This is a genomic window from Streptomyces sp. NPDC002536 (genome assembly GCF_053594995.1).
On record NZ_JBSFWU010000207.1, the window covers coordinates 1 to 4,479 of the forward strand.

The window sequence follows — 4,479 nt, forward strand, 5'->3', positions numbered from 1 at the left end:
CGACTGCGGGCGCGTCGTGGCTGGTCGCGCAGTTCCCCGCGCCCCTTCGGGGCGCAGCCCCCGAAGCGGGGGGTTTGGGGGGCTTGCCCCCCAAGAAACGGTGAAAGGGCGGGGCTGGGGCCTCGAACACCACTTCGCCTGACGGTCGCCTCACGGCCACCTCCCGTCCGTTCCCTTGCCCCCGCACCGCGACTACCGTGCGGGCCGGTTCGAACACCGACCCGAGGAGCCGCATGTCCCCCATCACGCGCCGCACCTTCGTCGCCACGTCGGCGGCAGCCGCAACCGCCGCCGCGGTGGGCCCGGCTGCAGCGGCCGCCCAGGCCGCCCCGGCGGCCGGGCCCGGCACCCCCTCCGACGCCGGAGACGTCAAACACGTGGTCATCCTGATGCAGGAGAACCGCAGCTTCGACCACTACCTCGGCACCCTCCACGGCGTCCGCGGCTTCGACGACCGCCAGGGCCTCGTCTTCCCCGACGGCAACACCGTCCTCCGCCAGCCCGACCCCGCCCGGAGGGCGGACGGCGGCTATCTCCTCCCGTACCGCATGGACACCACCCGCTTCAACGCGCAGAACGCCGACGGGCTGCCGCACGACTGGACGACCGGCCACAACGCCATCAACCACGGCGCGATGAACAAGTGGGTCTCCGCCAAGGGCGAGCGCTGCATGGGCTACTTCACGCGCGAGGACATCCCGTACCAGTACGCCCTCGCCGACGCGTTCACCGTCGCCGACCACTACTTCTGCTCCATGGCCGGCCCCACCGACCCCAACCGCCTCTACCTGTGGACGGGCACGCCCGGCCCCGGCACGGACGGCACGACAGGCCCGTTCACCGACAACAGCGTCGTCACCGACAACCCGGTCGCCGACTGGACCACCTACGCGGAGCGGCTCCAGCAGGCCGGCGTCAGCTGGCGCGTCTATCACAACCCCGGCAAGGACGACCGCTACGGCGACTACGACGACAACGCCCTCTCCTACTTCCGCCAGTTCCACGACTTCCCGCAGGACGACCCGCGGTACGTCAACGCGATGACGAAGTTCGACCTGACGGCCTTCGACCAGCACTGCAAGGACGGCACGCTGCCCACCGTCTCCTGGCTGGTCGCCCCGTACCTCTTCTCCGAACACCCCTCCGCCAGCCCGGACTACGGCGCCGACTACGTCAACACGGCCCTCCAGTCGCTCTTCTCGAACCCCGAGGTCTGGAAGCACACCGTCTTCCTGGTCATGTACGACGAGAACGACGGCTACTTCGACCACGTCGTACCGCCCTTCCCGCCCGCCGGCACGCCGGACGAGTTCGTGAACGGCCAGCCGATCGGTCTGGGCAACCGGGTCCCGCTGTGGGTGATCTCCCCCTGGTCGCGCGGCGGCTGGACCAACTCGCAGGTCTTCGACCACACCTCCGTGCTGCGCTTCCTGGAGCAGGTGACGGGCGTGGACGAGCCCAACATCAGCGCCTGGCGGCGCGCGGTGTGCGGCGACCTGACGAGCTGCTTCGACTTCTCCCGGCCGGACTACTCCGTACCGTCCCTGCCCGACACCAAGGAACTCGTCCGCAAGGCCGACCAGGGCGCCAAACTGCCGCCGGTGAAGCTGCCGGCCAGTGGGCACCAGACGACCCCGGTCCAGGAGCCGGGCACCCGCCCGTTCCGCGCGCTGCCGTACGCACCGGACGCGACGGTGAGCGTGGACGCACAGAGCGGCAAGGCAGTGTGCACCCTGCACAACGCGGGCAGCGTGGCCTTCCACTTCACGGTCTTCCCGAACGCTCATCTGCCCTTCGCCGGAACGCCGTTCACGGTCGCACCGGGCGGTAGCGCGGAGTACGTCTGGGACACGTCGGCGACCGGCGGCGCGTACGACTTCACGGTCTACGGCGCGGACGGCTTCGTACGCCGCTTCAAGGGCACGACGGCCGCCCACGCCACCGAGGTGACCGGCACGCCGGGCCGCTCCGGCCTCGCCCTCAAGGTCACCCACGCCGACTCGGCGGCCTTCACGTTCACGCCGAACGGCTCGGGCGGGACGCGCCGGACGGTGACGGTGCAGGGCTCGCACCCGGTGAACTGGCCGACCGCCTCAGGCCGTTACGACGTGACCGTCACCGGCCCGGACGGCTTCCTGCGCCGGCTGGCGGGCACGCACTACGGACACCACTGAGCCCGTGTGCGGGGCGCTGTTGCCGCGCCCCGCACCACCTGCTCAGCCTGTTCAGTCCGTTCAGCCCGCGATGTCGGCGTAGCCCTCGATCTCGCGCGGGTTGCGCGGCCCGGGGCCCACGTAGCGCGCGGTGGGGCGCACGAGGCGGCCCGTGCGCTTCTGCTCCAGGATGTGCGCGCTCCAGCCCGCCGTGCGGGCGCAGGTGAACATCGAGGTGAACATGTGCGCCGGGACCTCCGCGAAGTCCAGGACGATGGCCGCCCAGAACTCCACGTTGGTGGCCAGGACCCGGTCCGGGCGGCGGTTGTGCAGCTCCTCCAGCGCCGCCTTCTCCAGTGCCTCCGCGATCTCGAACCGCGGGGCGGCCAGCTCCTTGGCCGTGCGGCGCAGGACGCGGGCGCGGGGGTCCTCGGCGCGGTAGACGCGGTGGCCGAAGCCCATCAGGCGCTCGCCCTTGTCCAGAGCGGCCTTGACGTAGGCCTCGGCGTCGCCGGTGCGCTCGATCTCCTCGATCATGCCGAGGACGCGGGAGGGCGCCCCGCCGTGCAGCGGGCCGGACATGGCGCCGACCGCGCCGGACAGCGCGGCCGCCACGTCCGCGCCCGTCGAGGCGATGACGCGGGCGGTGAAGGTGGAGGCGTTCATGCCGTGCTCGGCGGCCGAGGTCCAGTACGCGTCGACGGCCTTGACGTGCCGCGGGTCGGGCTCGCCGCGCCAGCGCTTCATGAAGCGCTCGACCACGGTGTCCGCCTTGTCGATCTCGCGCTGCGGCACCATCGGCAGTCCCTGGCCGCGGGCCGACTGGGCGACGTACGACAGGGCCATGACGGCCGCCCGGGCGAGGTTGTCGCGGGCGGTGGTCTCGTCGATGTCCAGCAGCGGTTTGAGGCCCCACACGGGTGCGAGCATCGCGAGCGCCGACTGCACGTCGACCCGGATGTCACCCGAGTGGACCGGGATGGGGAAGGGCTCGGCCGGCGGCAGTCCCGGGTTGAAGGAGCCGTCGACCAGCAGGCCCCAGACGTTCCCGAAGGACACATGGCCGACCAAGTCCTCGATGTCGACGCCTCGGTAGCGGAGCGAGCCGCCTTCCTTGTCGGGTTCGGCGATCTCTGTTTCGAACGCGACGACTCCCTCTAGTCCGGGTACGAAGTCGGACATCAGGCGGCTCCTCATGATGTGTTCGACAAGCGACTGCTGACCGTCCGGCGGGATCTCCGGCCGATGGTCAAAGAATGTCTGCTGCGGTCTGCTTCTGGCGGCGCCGAGCGGGATACGCGGCTGCGTGGCGCGGCTCGCGGTCCGTTTCGGTCAACCCGGTCATGCCCCGTGCAGCTGTACTTCACCCGGTTCTTCACCCGGCCTCCGCAGAAGGCCTGCTCCGCTCCGGGCAGGAATCGACAGCCGGTGGGGCGGATGTGGCCCAGCTGTCCACTGCGTGATTCTGCGCGCTCGCCGCGCGCGGGGGAAGGTGATGTCCGGCACACGCCCCTTTCCCGCACCCGGAGGTTTGGAACGGGCGGCACGGGGCATGCTCAGCGCCCCCTCCGCCTTCCCCGGCCTCCGCCCGTCCGGCAGGATGAGCCCGTGTCCCACGCCGATGATCTCGATCCCGCCGCCATGCGCGCGCAGTACCAGTCCACCGGCCTCGCGGAGGAGGACCTGGCCACCGACCCGTACGAGCAGTTCGGCCGCTGGTTCGCGCAGACCGCCGCGAGCGGGCTGCACGAGCCCAACGCCATGATCGTCTCCACGGCGGACGCCGCCGGGCGGCCCAGCTCCCGGACGGTCCTGCTCAAGGCCTACGACGGCCGCGGCTTCGTCTTCTACACCAACTACGGCTCCCGCAAGGCCCGGGAGATCGCGGAGAACGCCCACGTCTCCCTGCTCTTCCCCTGGCACCCGATGGCCCGCCAGGTCATCGTGACCGGTACCGCCGCCCGGGTGGCGCCGGAGGAGACGGCCGCGTACTTCCGCTCCCGGCCGCACGGTTCGCAGATCGGCGCCTGGGCCAGCGCCCAGTCGACGGTGGCCGCCTCGCGCGCCGAGATCGACGAGGCCTACGAACGCGCCGCCGCCCGCTGGGCCGAGGGCGAGGAGGTGCCGGTGCCGCCGCAATGGGGCGGCTTCCGGGTGACCGCGGAGACGGTCGAGTTCTGGCAGGGCCGCGAGCACCGGCTGCACGACCGGTTGCGGTACGTGCGCCGGGACCGCACCGATCGACGTCATCGAGGGCGACCAAGTGGCCAGGAAGATCTACGCTTGCGCCGAGTGCTGCGAGAAATACCGCCTCTTGCCACTGGGC

3 protein-coding genes are annotated in these 4,479 nt (G+C 71.3%); 2 read left to right on the forward strand and 1 reads right to left on the reverse strand.

Going from position 1 to position 4,479, the window contains the following annotated elements:
• The first annotated feature begins 233 nt into the window (after nucleotides 1-233).
• Nucleotides 234-2,174, forward strand: coding sequence for a phosphocholine-specific phospholipase C (locus ACWD4B_RS35180; protein WP_451424585.1), 1,941 nt, complete (start codon nucleotides 234-236; stop codon nucleotides 2,172-2,174).
• 60 nt (nucleotides 2,175-2,234) lie between these two features.
• On the opposite strand, the gene ACWD4B_RS35185 is transcribed toward ACWD4B_RS35180, so the two are convergent.
• Entirely contained in the window at nucleotides 2,235-3,335 is a 1,101-nt protein-coding gene (locus tag ACWD4B_RS35185; protein WP_451424586.1) for a citrate synthase 2, read from the reverse strand.
• A gap of 459 nt (nucleotides 3,336-3,794) precedes the next feature.
• On the opposite strand from ACWD4B_RS35185, the gene pdxH reads away from it, so the two are divergent.
• A partial coding sequence (pdxH, locus tag ACWD4B_RS35190; RefSeq protein WP_451424587.1) for a pyridoxamine 5'-phosphate oxidase occupies nucleotides 3,795-4,479 on the forward strand: 685 nt, incomplete at its 3' end.

What these genes read in the sequence shown, in the direction of transcription:
- ACWD4B_RS35180 (WP_451424585.1), top strand. Translation starts at nt 234, where the DNA reads ATGTCCCCCATCACGCGCCGCACCTTCGTCGCCACGTCGGCGGCAGCC.
- ACWD4B_RS35185 (WP_451424586.1), bottom strand. Translation starts at nt 3,335, where the DNA reads ATGTCCGACTTCGTACCCGGACTAGAGGGAGTCGTCGCGTTCGAAACA.